16 protein-coding genes are annotated in these 18,100 nt (G+C 62.3%); 1 reads left to right on the top strand and 15 read right to left on the bottom strand.

Features of this window, described 5'->3' with window-relative positions:
• Nucleotides 1-22: 22 nt before the first annotated feature.
• The 11 genes from AAIE04_RS00605 to AAIE04_RS00555 form a co-directional block, all read right to left on the bottom strand.
• The gene (locus AAIE04_RS00605; RefSeq protein ID WP_498056849.1) at nucleotides 23-1,579 is read right to left on the bottom strand and encodes an OPT/YSL family transporter; all 1,557 of its coding nucleotides are present in this window, start codon (nucleotides 1,577-1,579) and stop codon (nucleotides 23-25) included.
• Nucleotides 1,580-1,797: 218 nt separating this feature from the next.
• Complete coding sequence (locus tag AAIE04_RS00600; RefSeq protein ID WP_498056848.1) at nucleotides 1,798-2,571, bottom strand: IclR family transcriptional regulator; 774 nt, start codon at nucleotides 2,569-2,571, stop codon at nucleotides 1,798-1,800.
• A 253-nt stretch (nucleotides 2,572-2,824) separates the two neighbouring features.
• Nucleotides 2,825-3,616 (bottom strand): energy transducer TonB, encoded by a 792-nt coding sequence (locus tag AAIE04_RS00595; protein ID WP_498576322.1) that lies wholly within the window; start codon nucleotides 3,614-3,616, stop codon nucleotides 2,825-2,827.
• A gap of 2 nt (nucleotides 3,617-3,618) precedes the next feature.
• The gene (locus AAIE04_RS00590; protein WP_498576321.1) at nucleotides 3,619-4,950 is read right to left on the bottom strand and encodes an HlyD family type I secretion periplasmic adaptor subunit; all 1,332 of its coding nucleotides are present in this window, start codon (nucleotides 4,948-4,950) and stop codon (nucleotides 3,619-3,621) included.
• Complete coding sequence (locus AAIE04_RS00585) at nucleotides 4,947-6,731, bottom strand: type I secretion system permease/ATPase (protein WP_498576320.1); 1,785 nt, start codon at nucleotides 6,729-6,731, stop codon at nucleotides 4,947-4,949. Before AAIE04_RS00585 ends, AAIE04_RS00590 begins: the two co-directional genes overlap by 4 nt.
• Nucleotides 6,732-6,803: 72 nt before the next feature.
• Complete coding sequence (locus AAIE04_RS00580) at nucleotides 6,804-7,370, bottom strand: heme acquisition protein HasA (RefSeq protein WP_004940479.1); 567 nt, start codon at nucleotides 7,368-7,370, stop codon at nucleotides 6,804-6,806.
• Nucleotides 7,371-7,448: 78 nt separating this feature from the next.
• Nucleotides 7,449-10,136, bottom strand: a complete 2,688-nt coding sequence (locus AAIE04_RS00575; RefSeq protein WP_498576319.1) for a TonB-dependent receptor — start codon at nucleotides 10,134-10,136, stop codon at nucleotides 7,449-7,451.
• Nucleotides 10,137-10,292: 156 nt separating this feature from the next.
• On the bottom strand, nucleotides 10,293-11,246 hold the full coding sequence (locus AAIE04_RS00570) for a FecR family protein (protein WP_498576318.1): 954 nt from the start codon (nucleotides 11,244-11,246) through the stop codon (nucleotides 10,293-10,295).
• Nucleotides 11,247-11,322: 76 nt separating this feature from the next.
• On the bottom strand, nucleotides 11,323-11,823 hold the full coding sequence (locus AAIE04_RS00565) for an RNA polymerase sigma factor (protein ID WP_019454234.1): 501 nt from the start codon (nucleotides 11,821-11,823) through the stop codon (nucleotides 11,323-11,325).
• 144 nt (nucleotides 11,824-11,967) lie between these two features.
• Nucleotides 11,968-12,168 (bottom strand): YaiA family protein, encoded by a 201-nt coding sequence (locus AAIE04_RS00560; RefSeq protein WP_004940491.1) that lies wholly within the window; start codon nucleotides 12,166-12,168, stop codon nucleotides 11,968-11,970.
• Between the two features lie 47 nt (nucleotides 12,169-12,215).
• Nucleotides 12,216-12,620: a nuclear transport factor 2 family protein gene (locus tag AAIE04_RS00555; protein ID WP_498056845.1), complete on the bottom strand. Its 405-nt coding sequence runs from the start codon at nucleotides 12,618-12,620 to the stop codon at nucleotides 12,216-12,218.
• 98 nt (nucleotides 12,621-12,718) lie between these two features.
• Between AAIE04_RS00555 and AAIE04_RS00550 the strand changes: the two genes are divergently transcribed.
• Nucleotides 12,719-13,459: a helix-turn-helix domain-containing protein gene (locus AAIE04_RS00550; RefSeq protein ID WP_154747764.1), complete on the top strand. Its 741-nt coding sequence runs from the start codon at nucleotides 12,719-12,721 to the stop codon at nucleotides 13,457-13,459.
• A 36-nt stretch (nucleotides 13,460-13,495) separates the two neighbouring features.
• On the opposite strand, the gene aroL is transcribed toward AAIE04_RS00550, so the two are convergent.
• The 4 genes from aroL to AAIE04_RS00530 all read right to left on the bottom strand — a co-directional run bounded on the left by aroL (nucleotide 13,496) and on the right by AAIE04_RS00530 (nucleotide 17,933).
• Nucleotides 13,496-14,020, bottom strand: a complete 525-nt coding sequence (aroL, locus tag AAIE04_RS00545) for a shikimate kinase AroL (RefSeq protein ID WP_063918821.1) — start codon at nucleotides 14,018-14,020, stop codon at nucleotides 13,496-13,498.
• Nucleotides 14,021-14,129: 109 nt separating this feature from the next.
• Nucleotides 14,130-14,648: a GNAT family N-acetyltransferase gene (locus AAIE04_RS00540; protein WP_019454238.1), complete on the bottom strand. Its 519-nt coding sequence runs from the start codon at nucleotides 14,646-14,648 to the stop codon at nucleotides 14,130-14,132.
• A gap of 53 nt (nucleotides 14,649-14,701) precedes the next feature.
• A complete protein-coding gene (locus AAIE04_RS00535; protein WP_498576317.1) occupies nucleotides 14,702-16,825 on the bottom strand; it encodes a TonB-dependent siderophore receptor in 2,124 nt (707 codons plus the stop codon).
• Nucleotides 16,818-17,933 carry an ABC transporter substrate-binding protein gene (locus tag AAIE04_RS00530; RefSeq protein WP_435981125.1) on the bottom strand — a complete coding sequence of 372 codons (1,116 nt, stop codon included), beginning with the start codon at nucleotides 17,931-17,933 and terminating at the stop codon, nucleotides 16,818-16,820. Before AAIE04_RS00530 ends, AAIE04_RS00535 begins: the two co-directional genes overlap by 8 nt.
• Nucleotides 17,934-18,100: the final 167 nt, after the last annotated feature.

The raw sequence follows: 18,100 nt of genomic DNA, 5'->3' as shown, positions 1-18,100 counted from the left end.
TCACCAATGTCATCGGCAGGAGCTATTTGCCCTTGCTGGAAAAAATCGAGCTGAAGAAGTTGTAGAGCGCATCGCCGGCGATAAATCCGGCCGCCATAATCTCCATCGGCGTGCGGCCACGATCCCCCCAACGGCGCAGGATCGCCACGCGCAGCACGATGCCGACCAGCACCGCCCATCCGGCCAAGGCGTTGTTGATCAGCAGGCCGGTTGCCAGCAGCACGCCGAGCTGGCGCTTAGGGCCGCCGATCAGCTGCACCACGGCGCCGGGGATCGCCCAGATCAACAGACTCCAAGCGATGCCCGGCTGCGCGCCGGCCTCGATGGTTTTGGCGTAAACGCGCGCGACCGGAGGGATCAGATCCTGCAGGAAATAGCTGTGGTAAGAGAGGTAAACCACCGGAATGGCGATGATGAAAGCGATCAACGCCGCAAACAACTGGATGCGACGCCCCAGCAGCTCTTGCTGCAGATCCTCGCCGTAGCCGCGCAGGATGAAGCCGGCTTTCAAATCAAAGCCCATGTCGGCGAAGGCCGGCCCGGTGGCAGCGGTAAAACCGGTCAGGATGCATAGCGCCAGCGGTGGGAAACCGATCAGGATACCGACTATCAGGGTGATCAACGCCACCGCGAACGCGGGAAACCAGCCGGAGTGCATGGCAGCGATACCGACGATCAACTCATGAACGAAAGCGGCAAACGCCGCGTAAATCACGAACAGCGCCAACATCGGCAGCGACATCTCGCTAAACAGCCCGCCGACCAGGGCCAAAAAAGCGGCGATGACGATATAGCCGACCGCGCCCAGACCGAGCGCTTTGCTTACGGCGCTGTCGGGTTGGGTATAACCGGCGCTATCGGCGCGGCGGCTGCGGATCACCTGCGCGACCTGGATCAGCGCCACCAGGCCTGCGCCGACCATCACGCCATGCGGAATAAAATGGGCGTTAATATCGAATCCGGCCACCGGCTCGGCGTAGGCCCGCAGCAATAGCCCGACACCGAACATGCTCAGCGCCCAAATATTGCCGATAAAGGCGGTGCCGAAAGCCGCCATAGGGATCTTGAGCATTGATCCAGCGATGCCCACCACTACGCCCACCACCAGGAGCCAGGCCTGCTTGCCGCCGCGATCGCCGGCTTTAATCGCCTCCGCGGCGGCGACGCCCGGCGGCCAGGCATTGGCGGCGGGGAACACTTTGGTATCGAACAGACGATAAAGCAGATAGGCGTCGAGCAGCATCGCCGCCGCCACGCCGCAGAACATCGGCAGAATAAGCTGTGGTTGCCCCATCACGTAAGGCACCGCAATCGGCATCAGCAGACAGTTGGCTGCACCGAAAGTGGCGGAGGAGATCACCGTTTGCGCCAGGTTCTGGGTGTGCACCGAACGATAGCGTTGGAACATCTGTAGCGGGATGCGCGCCAACAGCATGGCGATCAGCGCGCCGATGATCGAAGTGTTAGGCGTCACGCCCAGCGTGGTGATCAGTTGAACGCCGATGATCGCCCCCATCACCGAAAGTAGCGCCATGACCAACAGCGTGCCGGCCGCTTTTAGCGGATTATTTGATTTCATGCTTGGTTTCCCTGAATATTCCCTGCCGCATGACGGAAATAACGCCAGGCGATAGATCGCCGCAGCAGTTCCATTATTTGGAACTGCTGGCGTCATAACGTTATTATTTTCTTACTCAGCCTATCTATTCCCACCAATAAAATACGGTGGAATATAACCAATGAGTTCCCTGGTGTCGGCACTCGTTAATTATGATGGAATGCTACAGCTCTGACGCGTTATTTGATCTGCTGCCAATAATCATCGCCATATTTTTCCGCCAGTTGGCGGGTGACTGCGGTTAATTCGGCCAGAACTTCCGGTACGAACGGCTGTTCCTCGCCCTGCGAAGGGAAGGACAGACACAGCCCCACCGTCTCGCTGCCGTGCTTGTTCACCAGCGCGGTCGCCAGCGAGCTGATGCTGTTCAAAGTTTCATTGCGTGCCAACGACCATCCCTGATGCCTCACCTGCTGCAACTTCTGCAACAGCGCATCCAACGTTTGCGGCGCATTGGGCGAAGTCGCCCGGTAACCGCCGGCGTAACGCACCTGAATCTGCTCGTCGCTTTCACGCGCCAGTATCGCTCGGCCGACCGAGGTTTCCGCCGCCGGTGAACGGTAACCCGCCGGAGTGACCACCTGCAAAAAGTGGCGGCCGGGAAACATGCGCATCACCATGATCTCCTGCCCCTCCAATACCGAAAGGTAGCCTGTACACGCCGTCTGGCGACACAACTTCGCCATACTGGTCGCCAGGCTGTCCACCAGCGGCATCGACAGATAGTGGCTGGATACCGCCAGCAACAGCGCGCCGATGCGGTAACGCCGGCTATCGGGATCGCGCTCCAGCATGCCCTGATTTTCCATGGTCTGCAGCAGGCGCGACACCGTGCTTTTCGGCAGCGCCAATTGATCCACCACGTCGCTGAATGCTATACCCGGCTGACCATGCATCACGCGTTGTTGAGAAAAGAGTTTTAATACCGCAGCGGCATTTTCCAGCGTTGTCATGATCCGCCTTGTTCCACTATATGGAACTCAGTTCCTGTTTTATAATTAAAAACTAAAACCCGAACTCCACAGCGTCAAGCTGTTTATTTTTTATCAGCAGAAAAATAAAAGGCATTCGTGCTTTTTAAATTAAAATATCGCGCAGAACGCCAGCTTCGTCACGTTGATTAAAATAACGATACGCTTTGAAAATAATGAATAGCAGGACAAGCTGCTGAAAAATGGTTTTGTTCGGGGGATATCTTGTCGCGACTCAAAAACTCGCGCCGCGCAAACTGAAATCGATCGGCAGCGTCAATTCCACCGTGCCGTTGACGTAGGCGTCCGACGGCGGCGTGGGCAGCGGCGAAGCGCGTTTGACCAGCGCCTGGATTTCGCGATCCAGCGACGGCAGCCCGGCGCTGCTGACCAGCGTCACCGCCAGCACGTGGCCCTGTCTGTCCAGCGTGAAACGCACCTGCCCGACGCCCTGGCGCTTCAGCCGCAATGCGTCTTTAGGATAACGCTTAAAGCGATTCAGGCGGCCGCTGATGCGGCTGCGCCAGTTGTCCTCCCCCGCCTGAGCATAGGGCGTCAGGCGAGTTTGCGGCGCGGCCGTTTTATCCGCGCGGCCCGGCGGCGGCGCGCCGGCGTTGTGATCCTGAACCCTCGGCGGCGCGATGGTTCTCTCCTGCGGCGGCGTGCGGGGCAGATTGTTTTTTTTCACCGGCTTAGGCGGTTTTTTCTGTTTCGGCGGCACGGCGATGTTCGGCTGCGCGGCGTCGGGCACTTTCACTAGCGGTAACGGCTCCGGTGGCGCCGGCGGTTCAACCTGAGGCGGCGGCGTCCTTTGTCCCGGCGGTTGTTTCGCCTCGGCCGGGGCCTGCGGTGTGGCGGCCATCAGCACCATCACCGCCGGTGGCGGTACCCACGGTGGCTCGGCCTTGTCTCGCCAGGGCCAAAGCAGCGCCGCAACCAGCAGATGCAGCGCCAGCACCAACACCAGACAACGGCGCCAGGGCATGGTGGCACCGGGCGCGGCGAAAGGCAGCGGCGAAACCGACATGCTCACTCTTCCGTCAGCGCCAAATGGAGGCGATCGGTCAGCGGCTTGAACAGATAGTTCATCATCGAACGCTCACCGGTGCGGATGAAGCCTTCGACCGGCATCCCTGGGCGGATCTCCAACCCGCTCAAGCGTCGCAATCCTTCTTCGCTGACCTTGGCGCGCACGCTGTAATAAGGCGCGCCGCTTTTCTCGTCGGTCAGGCGATCGGCCCCGACCAGCGTCACTTCGCCTTCGACGCGCGGCGTGGTGCTTTGGTTGAACGCCGAGAACAACAGCTCGACCGGCAACCCCACCTGCACTTTATCGATCAACTCGACCGGGATGCGCGCTTCTACCTGCAGCCCGCGATCGCTGGGCACGATCTCCATCAGCTGCTGACCGGCGCCGATCACGCCGCCTTCGGTGAACACGCTCAACCCCACCACGGAGCCCGCCACCGGCGCTTTCACCTGCGTATGCCCCAAATCGGCCTCCGCCTTGGCCAGGCGGTTATCCAGCTCGTCCAGCTTCATCCGCACCTCGGCCAGCTGGCTGCTGACCTCTTTCTGATACTCTTCCCGACGCTGGATCGCCCGCAGTTTCAGCTCCAGGATCTGGCGCCCCAGACGGCCGATATTGCCGCTGTCCTCGGACGCCTGGCCATCGATCTGCGCATGCTGCCCCTCTAGATCCAGCAGCCGATTGCGCGCCACATACCCTTGCGCCGCCAGCTTGCGCATGCCGCCCAGCTGCTCCTGCAGCATGGCCTTTTGCCGCTGTTTGCTGGCGTAAGACTGCCGAACCCCTTCCAACATCGCCTGCGATCCGGCGATGCTTTCCGCGATCGCCGCCAGCTCGCTCTGCAGTGCCGCACGGCGGCTGGTGAACAGCTGCTGTTGCAGCAGCATCAGTGACATCACTTCCGGCTCTTCTCGCCGCGCTTGCAGCGATGGCGGGAAAGCGATCGCTTGCAGGCCGTCGCGCTCGGCTTGCAGCCGCGCCTGCTGTGCGGCATTGCTCAACTGCTGGCTGCGCAGCGCATCGCGCTGGGTGCGGCTGTCGACGGTATCCATCAACAACAGCACCTGCCCGGCGCTGACCCGGTCGCCCTCATGCACCTGAATCTGCGACACCACGCCGCCGCTCGGGTGCTGCACCGCCTTGCGATTGCCCGCCACCACCACGCTGCCGGAAACCGGCACGCCTTTGTCCAGCGGCGCCAACAGCCCCCACAGCAGGAAACCGCCAAACCCCAGCCCCACCAGCCAGCCTCCCAGCCGCAGGTAGCGACCTTCGTCGAACTGCCGGGAAAGGGTGTCGATATCGCCGGGAATCACACTCTGATTGCTCATACTTTTCGTTCACCGCTGGCCGTTTTGGCGAAGTTGGCGTAATTGACGTTGAAGCCGCCGTTGCTGCGCCCGGCATTGGCCGATGCAGCGGCAGCGGCGGGCGCAAAACCAGGCAGTTTTTTCAGGATGGCGTCGCTGGGGCCGAAGTGCTGTATCTGGCCGGCGCTCAGCACCAGCAATTTGTCGGTGGCCGCCAGGATCGCCGGTTTGTGGGTCACCAACACGATGGTGGTGCCACGCGCCTTCAGCGCTTCGATCGCCTGCTGCAGCGCCCCTTCCCCTTCGCGATCGAGGTTGGCGTTCGGTTCGTCCAGCACCACCAGCGCCGGAGATCCATACAGCGCGCGCGCCAGCGCCACCCGCTGACGTTGGCCGCCGGACAGGCCGCTGCCGCCTTCACCCAGCTCGGTCTCATAGCCTTTCGGTAAATGCAGGATCAGCTGATGCACGCCGGCCAGCGCCGCCGCGGCCACCACCTTCTCGGCGTCGACCTGCCCAAAGCGAGCGATGTTGTCCGTCAGGGTGCCGGCGAACAGCTGGATATCCTGCGGCAAGTAACCGATATGCGGCCCGAGTTGTTGCTTGTCCCACTGCTGAATGTCTGCACCGTCCAGCCGCACGTCGCCGCTGAGCGGCGTCAGCGCGCCAACCAGTTGGCGCATTAGCAGGGTTTTGCCGGAGCCGGACGCGCCAATCACGCCCAGCACCTCGCCGGCCTCCAGACGAAAACTGACGCCGTGCAACACCGGCGCCGTGCCGCCTGGCGCACTGGCGGTCAACTGATTCACGGCCAATGTACCGCCGGGCGCCGGCAGCGGCAGACTCGACATTCGTGGCGGGTTAGCGACCAACATAACCTCCAGCCGCTGCAGGGACTGGCGCGCCGATGACCACTGCTTCCAGGCGCCAATCAGCTGATCGATCGGCCCCAACACCCTGCCGATCAGGATCGATCCGGCGATCATCATGCCCGGCGTAATGTCGCCGTTGACCGCCAGCAGCGCGCCGCAGCCCAACATCAGCGACTGCAGCGCCAGACGCACGGTTTTCGACCAGGCGGTGACCGCGGCGATTTTCTCGCTGGCGCGGTTCTGCAGCAGCAGGAACTGCTGATGCTGCCGCAGCCAGCGCAGGCGCAAGTCGGTCAACATGCCCATGGCGGCGATAGCTTCGGCATTGCGCAGGTTGCCGTTGGCCTGTTGCGTGGCGCTCAGCGCGACGCGGCCGGCCTCCGCCAGCGGCGCTTGCGACACCCGCTGGTTGAGCCAGGCCAGCAGCACCAGCACGATCACCCCGGCGCTGGCCAACGCGCCAAGCCAGGGATGGAGCAGAAAAACCACCAGCAGATAAACCGGGAACCAGGGGGCATCGAAAAAGGCGAACAGCGCATTGCCGGTGGCGAACTGGCGCAGGTTGGTCAGATCGTTCAGCGCCTGCCCCGCCAGCGGGTTGCCGGTTTTCAGGTTGGTTTCGAAGGCGGCGTCGTAGACCCGCTGATTGAGGCGCATATCCATCTGGGCGCCAAGGCGGATCACCACCTGGCTGCGCACCCACTCCAGCAGCCCCATAAACAGATAAAGGCCGACCACCATCAGGGTCAGCATCGCCAGCGTCATACGGTTGCCCGATGGCAACACGCGATCGTAGACCTGCAGCATGTACAGCGCCGGGGCCAGCATCAGCAGGTTGATCACTGCGGTAAACAGCGCAATGCCCCAAAATCCGCGCCGGTATGCGCCCAGCACGCTCATCACTTCTCCGCGCCTGACGGCGTTTTTCATGGCGTTTTCCATCGGCTAAAAACGAGAAAACGCCCGCCGGGGCACGCGGCGCCGGCGGGCAAACGGCCGCGATCAGGCCGCCAGCAATTCCGGGCTGTCGGCGTGCTGCACGCCCACCGCCGTCGCCGCCGCCACCTGATCGAAGGTGGAGTTGACGCTCAGACCGTAGTCGTCGAGGATGCCGTTCAGCGCGGTTTCCAGCGCGCCGGTATCGCCGGACATCAGGCCGTACACCACCTGGTGTACCACGCCATCGTGGCCCTGCGCCTGCAGGCTGCTGAGATTCAGGCCGCCGAAGCTGACGTCAGGCACCTGGATGTTGTACGGCGTAGAGCCGCCGCCGTTCAGGCCGTCGCCGAACGACAGGGAATCCAGTTGACCGTACAGGGTGTGCGCCGGTGCGTTGAACAGGGTGTAGGTCAGGTTGCCGCCCGCCACGAACGAGGTGATGTTATTGGCGGTGCTGGTCACGGCATATTGGCTGCCGGACAGGCTGCCGCCGTAGAAACCGCCGCTGTTGGAGTCGGTGACATTACCGTTGGTGTGGTTGATATCGCCAAACGACGACGCCCACTCGTTCAGATAGTTATGGATGCTGTAGCTGCCGAAACTGCTGTCATAATTGACTGAAAATGCCATTTCTCTATCTCCATTGATGAACGGCGCCCCTTGCGAGGCGACCTCTGTGCTCAACGATGAGCAACGCCCTTTTACTGCTTAAAAACGGTACTCCACCCCGCCCTGCACGCTGCGGCCGCGCCCCAGGGTATTGGCCAGCGTCTCGCCGTAGCTGACGACGTAGGCGCGGTTGGTCAGGTTCTCCACCGAGCCGCGCAGCGTCAGGCTGTCGGTCAGTTTGTAGCTGGCGTACAGATCGAACAGAGTGTATTTCGGCCAGTCGGCCAGATACGGGTAGTTGGACGGCACCGAGCTGTCCTGATAGCCCGGCGCGAAGCGCACGGTCACCCCGGCGTCCAGCTTGCGATCGAAAGCGCGGCCGCCCAGCGTCACCGAGCCGCGATCGCCCGGCAGGTAAGCGGCGGTGCCGAACTGCGAGCCGCCGTCGCAGGACACGGCGTCATTCGCCGTCGGATCCTGCTCCGCGTAGAAGTTGCCCGGCCGGGAGTTGGCGCCGTAACGCAGGCGATTGCCCAGCCAGGCGTTCCTGGAGCAAAACTCGTTTTTACCGATCATGTGGGTGTAGGTCAGGTCGGCGTAAAACACCCCGGCGTCATAGTTGAGCTGGTACTCCAGCCCGCGGAAACGGGTTTTCGACAGATTGTTGACGTAGGCGGCGTTGCCGATGCTCGGCTGCACCAGCCCCGGCTTGTCGCGGTTAATTGCCAGGTTGATGTAGTTATCCACTTTGGTGTCGAAATAAGCCACCTTGGCCGCCAATCGATCGCCCTCAAACCACAGATCCGGCTGCTGCACGTTGAACCCCACTTCCCAGGCGCGCGAGCGCTCGGCCTGCAGGAAGGGGTTGGGATATTGCGTAGAAGTGCTGTGAGCGCTGCCGTTGGTTAGCGTTTCGGTGATCGCCGGCGGCCGCCAGGATTTGCCGTAGGTGGTATACAGCTCCAGCCACTCCACGCCGGGACGCACCGCCAGCGCCAGCGTCGGCGACAGCTTGCCCTGATCGCGATCGACGTTCCACTCCTGCTGCGTGGTGGTCGCCAGACAGTTGCGCAGCCGCAGCTGTTTGCAGGGATTCTCCGCCGTATACGGGAAGTCGGCGTAGCTCAGACCGGTCTGGCCGCGCAGGCGATAGCGGTCGTAACGCAGCCCGCCTTCCAGCGTCAGCCAGCCGTCGTAGTCGTAGGTCAGGTTGGCGAACAGGCTGCCGACCGAGCGGTTGCCGGCCGGCGTTACCCCTTCCATGCCCTGACGGGAAGAGTCGCTGGTGGCCTTGTCGTAATAGAACTCCAGCCCGTAGTTGGCGCGGAAGTCATGCCCCGGTGCCAGGCTGAAACGCGAGGTGTTTTGCGCCTGTGCGCCATAGGTGCGCAGGCGAGTGCGCGTCGCGTAGCCGTTGTTCAGCAGCGTGCTGGTGCTGTAGGTATCGCTGTCGTCCTGAGTATCGACGTAATACAGCTTGGCCTGAAAATCGAGCCAGTCGACGCCTTCCGGCGCCAGGCTATAGTCGAACGCCGCGTTGCGCGCCATCACGTCGCTGTAGCCGGTGCGCTTCCAGCCCAGTTCATAGGGCGGCCGGGTACCCAGGTTGGTCAGCGTGCCGGCGATCGGCGACGCGGTCTGGGTCTGCAGATAACTCAGCTGCAGGCGCTGGTTGGCGGGCAGGTTCCAGCCCACCTTGGCCAGTCGCGAGTGCATGCGGTAATCAGTGTCGGGGATTTTGTTGTTCTTGATGCTCTCGGCGTAGCGATCGTAATTGCCGGTGTCGTTATTGATACGAATGTTGCCGATGTCGCCCTTATTGCCGGGCCAATAGTCGCCGAGGTGGCGCTCACTGGCGGCCAGCAGGATATCGCCGGTTTCGTTGCCCAATGCCAGTATGCCGCTGCCGATGAAGTGGGTGCCGTTATCGCCGGTGCTGGCGTGCAGCTTGCCGCCCAGCTCTTTGCCCGGCGCCAGGAAATCGCTCGCGCTGACGGTATTGAACGTCGCGATGCCGCCAAGCGTGCCGGCGCTGCCCATGCCACCGGTGGTGCCCTTGTCGATGGTTACGCCGGACAGCAGCTCGGAATCGATATACATGGTGCCGTTACGCTGGCCATGACCGCTCTTTTGAAAATTCTGCCGCATGCCATCGATATTCATGTTCACCCGGCCATAGTCTTGTATGCCGCGGATGTTGACCGACAGCGCCGGATCTTGCTGGCTGACGCTGGAATAGGCGCCCGTGGTCTGTTCCAGAATATCGGCCGCGTGCCGCGCCGGGCGGTTGTCCATCTGTTCGCGGCTGATGACGCTGACCGAGCGCGGTTCGTCGTAAACCCAGTCGTTGACGCTCATGCCGCCAGCCCCCAGCACCGTCAGGCTATCCAGCGCCAGCGCGCCGCCATCGCCGTTCGCCGCCGGCAGCCGGCTCAATACGATCTGCCCCTGCGGCTGCAGGCGGAAAGCCACCGGATTGCCGCCGATCAAGCGCCGCAGGCCCTGTTCAACGCTCATGCTGCCGTTCAACGCCGCCGCCTGCATGCCGTCGAGCTTCACCTCGTCGAAAAACACCTGCATGCCGGCCTGCTCGGCGAAGCGCAGCATGGCGCTCTGCAGAGGCTGCGCTTCAATGTTGAAATTCTTTTGCTGTGCGGCCTGCGCGCCGCTCGCTTCAGCCTGCGCGGCGATCGCCACAACAGGCTGAGTCAGCACCATCGCCGCCAACGCAGCGCGTACCGCCGTGGCCAAGCGGCCGGCCGGCGTGGTTCCCTTGTGAATAAACATGCGTGTGTGTTCCACCCGAAAGAATGCCAAACCAAGTGATAATGGAAATCAATCTCGTTTAAACATAAGGACGTTCCGGAGGGTGAAAACCCGTAAAGATTTTTTACAGAAAGTGAAAATAGCGGCGAAACGGGCGTCCCGGCCCACCTGCGCCGCTCAGTAAAGCAGCGTGATGCCGGGGAGATTCAGTTGGCGGGCGGCGAGTTCCTGACGAATGGCGCTGACACCGTCGTCGAGTTTATTGAGCGCGAACACGCCGCTTACCGTGCGCGCTCTCAGCGCAGGGGTGACAGCCACGATGCGCGTCTCGCGATAGCGGTTGAGCTGCGCGAGCGCCTGCGTCAGCGGTTGGCGGTCGATCACCAGCCAGCCGCGCCGCCAGGCATCATCGCCGGCCGTTTGCCGCGTCAGCCACAGCAGGCCGCTGCGGTAATGCGCCGCCTGGCGTTGCGCGACCACCAGCGAGCGCTCACCGCGCTCGAGCGTCACCCGCACGCTGTGCTGATGCACGCTGACGTCGACGCCCTGCCCGGTGCGCGCCACGCTGAACTCGGTGCCCAGCGCCTGGGTGACGCCGTTTTCCGCCTCTACCCTGAACGGGCGCTTTTCCGGCCCGTTCACCGGTGCGACGATAAAATAGGCAGCGCCGCTCAGCAGCCGCACCTTGCGTTCGTTGGCGGAATAGGCCAGCGCGATCGCGCTGCCGCTGTCCAGCGCCACCCGGCTGCCGTCCGGCAACGTGACTTCGCGCACCTCGCCGCGAACGGTTTGATAATCCGCCTGCATGCCGATCCATATATCCGGCCCGCGATAAACGCCGAAGGAAACGGCGATCGCCACCGCCGCCGCCATCGCCCAGCGGGCTCCTCTACGGCGAAATGGCGTTTTCAGCGCCGCTACCTGCGGCTGCAGCGCCTGTCGCTGTTCTGGCGGCAGTTGCCCCAGCGTCGCCCACAGCAAGCGAGCCTGACGCAGCGCCGCCGGATGCTGCGGATCATCGGCCAGCCAGGCCTCCAACGCTCGCCGCTGGTCGGCGGCCAGCACCCCTTCGGCCAGGCGCACGGCCCAGGCGGCCGCCTGTTGCCGCGACTGCGCGGTTAGCGGATTCATGATGGCATAGACCCCTGTTTTTTCTGGTTATAGGTTAAGACGTCTGAAGGCGGATAAACCCGTAAAAAAATTGTCATTATTGATCGTCCATCAACGTCATCAGCCGCTCCAGCGCGCTGGCCAGATGCTTCTCCACCGTACTGAGCGATACGCTCAGTTGAGCCGCCACCTGCGCCTGGGTCAGCCCGTCGAGCCGGTTGAGCCGGAAAATCTGCTGCGTGCGCGGCGGCATGCCCGCCAGCGCCTGTTGCAACAGCTGCAGCATTTGGCTGTCAATCGCCAGCTGCTCGAGCGCCGGTTCGCCGGAGGGATACTGCGCCAGAATGTCATCCTCTACCGCATCAGTCTGTCGCCGCTGCTGTTGCCGAAGATGATCAAGCATCAGATTCTTGGCGGTTTTATACAGGTAAGCCTCGATATCGAGAATATTGCCCTGCGGGTATTGCTCGGTGAGGCGGGTAAAACTTTCCTGCGCCAAATCCGCGGCCAGCTGAGGGTCGCGCAGTTTGGCGTTCAAGTAGGCTTGCAGCGGCCGCATATGGCGCAGAAACAGCGCCTGCAACTCGGAATTGGACATCTCTTTTCCCAGAAGTGAAACACCCAATAGGGGCGATAAAAATCACATAAATGATTATCATTATCAATATTGTTCTGGGAAATATGTGCTAAGGCGGGGATAAACAGGAAACCGGCCTGACGCCGGTTTCCGCTGGGCTGCAGGTCAGAGCTCTAACGCCTCGTCTTCATAGCGATGCTTGGCGTCGAGCGCTTCCTGCTCGGTTTCATGTTCACTGAGCAACGTATTCGGCTCAATGTCGTCGGTGCGCACCTCAAAGCGGCGCAGATGCAGGTTCGGGTCGCCTCGAAACACCTCTACGACGCGGGCACTCCGTGGATAAGCAGGTTGATCATTTTCGCGCATGCCGTTCTCCCGTGTGTTTCACACAGTAGCAAGTATAGCAGCCGCCCTCATTCCGACACGCGCGAGCCAAGATCGCGATCGCCGGGAGCGCCCGCCAACAGCTCGGTCAGTTCTTCGCAGGCGCAAATGCGGCCTTCACGCACGGTGAAGTGCGCCAGCACCCGCACGCGGCTGCAGGTACCGTCGCGCTTTTCCACCTCGACCAGATGGTGGGTCAGCACCGCCTCGCCCTGCTCCGCCGCCGCGATGATGCTCAGCGTCATGCGGCGGGTTTGCCGCTTCAGCAGCGCCATATGCTGCTCAAACTGCTCGAAGTGCAGCACCTTGCCATCCACCTGCTGGCGGTAGTCCGCGCTGAAGCGGGCGGCGAGCTGGGCCGGCCGATGCTCCGGGTTGGCGACGATCTGCCGCAGCGTATCGAGCACCAGATTCAATGGGGTAAGTTGAGTCATCACGTTTCTCCGAATAGGGTGAATGGCGATCCTATCTCGGTCGGGTGATGGCATAATAACCGCATCAGGACTTTCAATAACGTTAAACGGCCAACACGATGCAGATCCGCAGCCAACGCCTTCAGCATGAAAAAAAGCACCTGACGCCCTGGCATCAGCACCAAGGCGGCCAGATCTATCTCTTGACGCGCGGCATGCTGGCGCTGGAACTGCCCGGCCGGCAATGGGCGATCACCGGCGGCACGCTGGGCTGGCTGCCGCCGGGGTGCGCCCATCAGGCCCTGGCCTGCGGCGATGTGGCGGGCTGGAGTCTGTATCTGCCGGTGGAAAGCGCGCCGGAGATGCCGCTGCAGCCGCAGCTGTTCACGGCCTCTGCGCTGTTGCAGGCGCTGGTGGAACGCATCGCGCAGTTCCCTGCCGGCCCGCTGAGTGCGCCGCAACGGCGGCTGCTGCAGGTGCTGCTGGACGAAATGCACGCGGCGAGCGGCGCCCCTTTGCAACTGCCGCTGCCGCAGGACGCCCGGTTGCTGAACATCGCCCGCGCGCTGCTGAACGATCCCGCCAGCCTGCGCAGCCAGCGCGACTGGGCCGTCTGGGCCGGGCTCAGCCCGCGCACCCTGAGCCGCCGCTTTCTGCAGGAAACCGGCATCGGCTTCGCGCTGTGGCGCCAGCAGGCGCGGGTATTGCGTTCACTGGAGGGATTATCACGCGGCGAAGCGGTCGGCGAGGTGGCCGACGCCTGTGGCTATGACAACGTCAGCGCCTATATCGCCGCCTTCCGCCGCCGCTTCGGCGTCACGCCCGGTGCCTACTTTGCGGCAGTTCGGCTAACGGAATAGGGAAACGGGCGCACGGCGCCCGAAGAGAAGAAAAGGTTATTTCACCGTCTCACGCGGTAGCACCGCGAGGATTTGTTCCACCACCCGCTGCGGATCGGCCGCCGCATCCATCACGTAATGCGCGGCGTCCTGATACAGCGCTTCGCGCGCCGCCAGTACCTCGAGCATCTCCTCGGCGATCGGCCTGCCGGTGAGCGTCGGGCGCTGCGCATCTTCCGGATAGGCTTCCAACCGCTGCGCCAACACGCTGGCCGGCGCGCGCAGGTAGATAACGGTGCCATGCTGACGCATAAACTGACGGTTCTCCTCCGCCAGGATCGCGCCGCCCCCAGTGGCAACTATGGTTGACGGTTTGGTCACGGTCTGCAACGCGATAGTCTCGCGGCGGCGGAACCCCAGCCAACCTTCGCGCTCGACCATTTCCGCCACGCTCATCTGCGCCGCCTGCTGCATAAACAGATCGGTATCGACGAACTGATAGCCCAACGCCAGCGCCAATGCGCTGCCTACCGTGGTCTTGCCGGCTCCGCGAGCGCCTACCATGAACAGGGTTTGTGTCATTACGGGTTGTCCCTTATACGGTGACTTGAGTGCATTGCATACCAAAATACCGAACGGGTGCGATGGCGTGGTGGCAGCATCATACCCTGCCCGCTCTGTATTTCAATATTTACGATAGTGTAAATTCCATGGCACAGCGACTGCCGGCGGCAAAGCCATGCGCCAGATCCTCATCCAGATGCCGCCGCAGGGCGACCGTGAGTTGCGCGCCTTCAAGCGGCCGGAATCCCAGCCGCCGGTAGTAAGGCGCATTCCACGGCACGTCAATAAAGGTGGTGAGCGTCAGGCGACAGGCGCCTTGCCGTTTGGCCTCTTCCGCCACCGCCCCGATCAGGCGGCGGCCGACGCCCTGCCGCTGCCAGGTGCCGGCGACCGACAATTCGGCGATGTGCCAATCTTCCCCCTGAGCCTGCACGGCGATAAAACCGGCGCACTCGCCGTGGTCGCTTTCCGCCAGCCATTCACGGCGATCGGCAATAAATGCGGCGTGCTGTTGCGGGGTCATCACCTCGCCTTCAGCGATAAAGCGCCATGTCGGCTGCTGGCGAAACAGCTGCGCCGCCGAGCGTTCAACCGCCATCAGATGCGCGATATCCCGCTGCTGCGCCAAACGAATCTGCAGGCTCATGCGTTCTCCTTAACGTTGGGGCGGTTATTTAAGCAAATTTCACCGCCCGTGGCTTAGAAATCGATACTGCCGCGCAGCACCACCTCACGCGGCTCCCCCACCGCCACGCGCAAGTTGCCCCCGCTGGATGGGTAGTAGGTTTTATCGAACAGGTTCTTCACGTTCAGCTGCCATTTCACCCGATAGCCGTTGATCGGCATGGTGTAAGCGGCGAACGCATCGGCAACGGTGTAATTATCCAGGTAGAAGCTGTTGGCAGCGTCACCCGGGCGGCGGCCGACATAGCGCGCGCCGGCGCCGATGCGCACCTCATCGCCGCTGTACAGGCCCAGACTGCCCAGGTTCTGGGTCAGGAACAGCGAGGCGGTGTGGCGCGCCACGTTGGTCATCTCTTTGCCCTTGTTGTCCGGATCGTCCACCACGCGGGCGTCGGTATAAGCATAGGAGCCGATCAGGCTCAGCGAATCGGTGAGATTGCCGGCCACGTCCAGCTCCACGCCCTGCGAACGCACGCGCCCGGCGGTGCGCGTCACGGTTTCGCCCTCCACCAGCTCATTGACCATCACGTTGCGCTTGGTGATGTCGAACAGCGCCAGGGTGCCGGTGACGCCGTTAGGCAGCGCCAGCTTGCCGCCGACTTCCCAGGATTTGCCCTGCTCCGGCGGCAGCGAACCGATCTGGGTGGCGATGGAGGAGTTCGGCTTGAACGACTCGGTATAGCTGCTGTACAGCGACACATAAGGCGTCAGCTTGTACACCACCCCGGCGCGCGGCACCAGCTTGCCGTCCGAGCTGTCGGTGTTGGCCTGGAACGGCCGCCCCTTGCCGGCATAGACGTCGAAAGCGTCGTAACGCAGCCCGCCCATCACCAGCCATTTATCGGTCAGTTGGATAGAATCCTGCATAAACCAGCCGTAGCTGGTGAGGTTTTCCCGCTGGTCGCTGTCTTTGGCGCTGACCGCCGTCGACGGCGGCATCAGGCCGTATACCGGATGATAAATATTGAAATCGCCGTTCTTTTTGCCGCGGATCATGTCGCCGCGGTAGGTGCGGTTATCCTCAAAATCGAAGCCGAACAGCATCTGGTGGTTGATGCTGCCCCAGTCCACGTCGCCATTGAGCGTCAGCTGCACCGCGTTGGCATGGCTGACGGCGTTGGCGGTCGAGTCGGCCTGGCGGCTCAATTTACCGTTCTCCGGGTTCAACGCCGTGGCGCGCGCCTGGTTGTCGCTGTAGCTGTTGCGGCTATAGGCGTAGGTCAGCGAGCTTTTCCAGCGCTCGTTGAGCGTCTGATCGATCTGCAAAGTGACGCTGTCCTGATCGCCGCGGGTGGCGTTGTAAGCCTCGTCGAAACGGCGATCGCGCGGCGTATTCACCGGTTTGCCGGTGCGCGAATCGATAATAGTGCCGCGATCGAACGGCACCAGATATTCCATATGCTCGTAGGCCAGCCGCACGGTGGTGTTCTCGCCGTACCACATCAGCGAGGGCGCGATCACCGTCTGACGATTGCGGCCAAAGTTGCGCCAGTAGTCGGTTTCATCGTGATCGACGATCATCCGATAGGCGAATCCCGACGTGCCGAGCGGCCCGGTGACGTCGAGCTGGCCGCCGCCGCCGTTGAAACTGCTGCCCCAGCCCTCCACGTGGGTATGCTGCTGCAGCTGGGGCTTTTTGGTGATCATGTTGATCATCCCCCCCGGCTCGCCCATGCCGTACAGCATCGAGGCCGGCCCCTTGAGCACCTCCACCCGTTCGGTGGTCGGCGTGAAGTTGCGCGCCTGCACCGAGCGCACGCCGTCGCGCAGAATGGAGCCGTCGCGGTTGTCGCCGAAGCCGCGCTTCATTACCGCGTCCTGAGTGCCGCCCAGCGTGTTGGCCTGGGTAATGCCGCTGACGTTGTATAACGCTTCGTCCAGGCTGCTGACCGCCTGATCGGTAATCACCTGCTGCGGCACCACGTCGATCGCCTGCGGCACGTTCAGCAGGTTGGTTTCGCTGCGGGTGCCGGTGACGCTGGTCAACGGCTGATAGCTCTGCACGCCGTCGGCGTCTTTACGGCCGATCACCACCAGGTTCTCGTCCTGCGACGCGGCTTTTTCCGCCGCCCACGTCGGCGATGTCGCGCAGGCCGCCAAAGGCAATGCGCACCACCAACCGCGCTTGTTGTTATTCATTATCTAACTGACTCCAATAGGTCCCTGAAAAAGGTAACGGCAAAAACTGCTGATACAGCTGTTGGAAGGTCTGTTGCGGGTTAATGTCGGCGAACAGATCCGGGTAAAACGCTTTGGCGAACATCTCGACCAGCACCACGTGGTACGGGCTGAGGTAAAAATTGTGCCAGACGCTCCAGGCACGGTGGTTTTTCACCGCCTGCAGGCTGGCCAGCATCGGCTGTTTGGCGATCAACTGGCGGAAGCTGGCGGCAGCCTCCTGTGGGCTGACCTGCGGCCCGAGGCGCAAGTCGGACAGCCGTTTGCCCTGCGGCCCGGCCATGCCGGTGGCGAGGTAAACGTCGGGATTGGCGCTCAGAATGGTTTCCGGGTTCAGTTCGCCATACACGCCTTTGACGCTGGCGTTGGCGATGTTGTCACCGCCGGCGAAGGTCAGCAGATCGCCGAGATTACCGTGCGCGGCGGTGGTGCAGCAGGTGTCGCGTCGCCCCAGATGCAGGTGCAGCATCACTTTGGGTTTCGCCCCCTGATAGCCCGCCAGCCGTTGCTGAATCACCGCCATATGCTGCTGATAAAATTCGATGAACTGCTCGGCGCGCTCCTGGCGATTGAGCACGTCGCCCAGCAGCCGCACGCTCGGCACGGTGTTGTTCAGCAGATCGATGCGCAGATCGACATAGATCACCGCCACGCCGGCCTTGTTCAACGCGGAAACCAGCAGATCGTTGTCGCCGTCTTCACGCGCGTAGCGCGCCAGGATCACCAGATCCGGCTTCAGCTGCAGCAGGCTTTCGATATTGACCTGGCGAAAATTGTTGCCGCTGATAACGGGGATCGCGGCGATCTGCGGAAACTTCTGCGTATAAAGCTGCCAGCTTTGCGCATCGAAGCGCGCCAGATCCGCCGGCCAGCCGACGATGCGCTGCGCCGGGTTGCCCGGCTCCAGCAGCGCCAGCGTATACAGCATGCGGCTCTCTCCCAGCACGATACGCTGCGGGTTATCCGGCACCACGACCTGACGGCCGGTGATGTCGGTGACCGTTTTCGCCTGGGCGGGGAACAGGCCGAACCACAGGGAAAGCAGCAGTAAAATGAGGGAATTGCGCATGATTGAGCCGAAACGGAGAAATAGTGTGCGCATGATAATCACTCTCATTAGCACTTGCAATCCTGCACCGCGATTGCCAAAAGAAATCCGGGAAACGACGCCGGGCGCGGGGCGAAACACCGCGAAACCGCTAAAAGAACGGCTTTAAAAAGTTAAAAAAATGGCCG

Source organism: Serratia sp. Ae19-1, from assembly GCF_059801225.1.
The sequence above is the reverse complement of the archived record's forward strand: the minus strand, read 5'-3'. Positions and strand labels throughout refer to the sequence as shown.